Origin of the sequence: Paraburkholderia sp. J7, assembly GCF_905220155.1 — a bacterium.
Lineage (GTDB): Bacteria > Pseudomonadota > Gammaproteobacteria > Burkholderiales > Burkholderiaceae > Paraburkholderia.
The window spans coordinates 1-695 of sequence record NZ_CAJMYZ010000083.1; the positions used below are offsets into that span (position 1 = coordinate 1).

The 695-nt window shown below is 62.9% G+C and carries 1 protein-coding gene; it reads left to right on the forward strand.

Translation table 11 applies throughout. From position 1 onward, the window contains the following. The coding region (locus U5A58_RS40420) for an NAD(P)/FAD-dependent oxidoreductase (protein ID WP_321965455.1) at window positions 1-695 on the forward strand (695 nt) is incomplete at both ends.

A 695-nucleotide genomic window follows, 5' to 3' on the forward strand; every position in this document is an offset into this window, starting at 1 on the left:
GAGTCGATGGAATACGACGTCGTGATCGTCGGCGGTGGCCCCGCCGGGCTGTCCGCCGCGATCCGCCTGAAGCAGCTGGCCGCGGAAAAAGGCGCTGAAATCGGCGTTTGCGTGCTGGAGAAAGGCTCGGAAATCGGGGCGCATATCCTCTCGGGCGCGGTCATGGATCCGCGTGCCCTGAACGAGCTGATGCCGGACTGGAAAGAGCAAGGCGCACCGCTGAACGTGCCCGTGACTGAGGACAAGTTCCTTTTTCTTTCCGAAACGGGGGCTAAGTCTGTGCCGAACTGGGCGCTGCCCGACAACTTCAAGAACCACGGCAACTACGTCATCAGCCTCGCCAACGTCACGCGCTGGCTGGGCCAGCAGGCCGAGGCGCTGGGCGTGGAAATCTTCCCCGGTTTTCCGGCTGCGGAAGTGCTCTACAACGACGATGGTTCCGTGAAGGGCGTCGCCACCGGCAACATGGGTGTCGGCAAGGACGGCGAGCCCACCGAGAACTTCCAGCTCGGCATGGAGTTGCACGCCAAATACACGCTGTTCTGCGAAGGCTGCCGCGGACACCTGGGCCGTCAGCTGAACGAGAAGTTCAAGCTGGGCAAGGATTCGGACCCGCAGGTCTACGGCATCGGCATCAAGGAACTGTGGGAAATCGATCCGGCGAAGCACCAGCCGGGCCTCGTGATCCACACGGC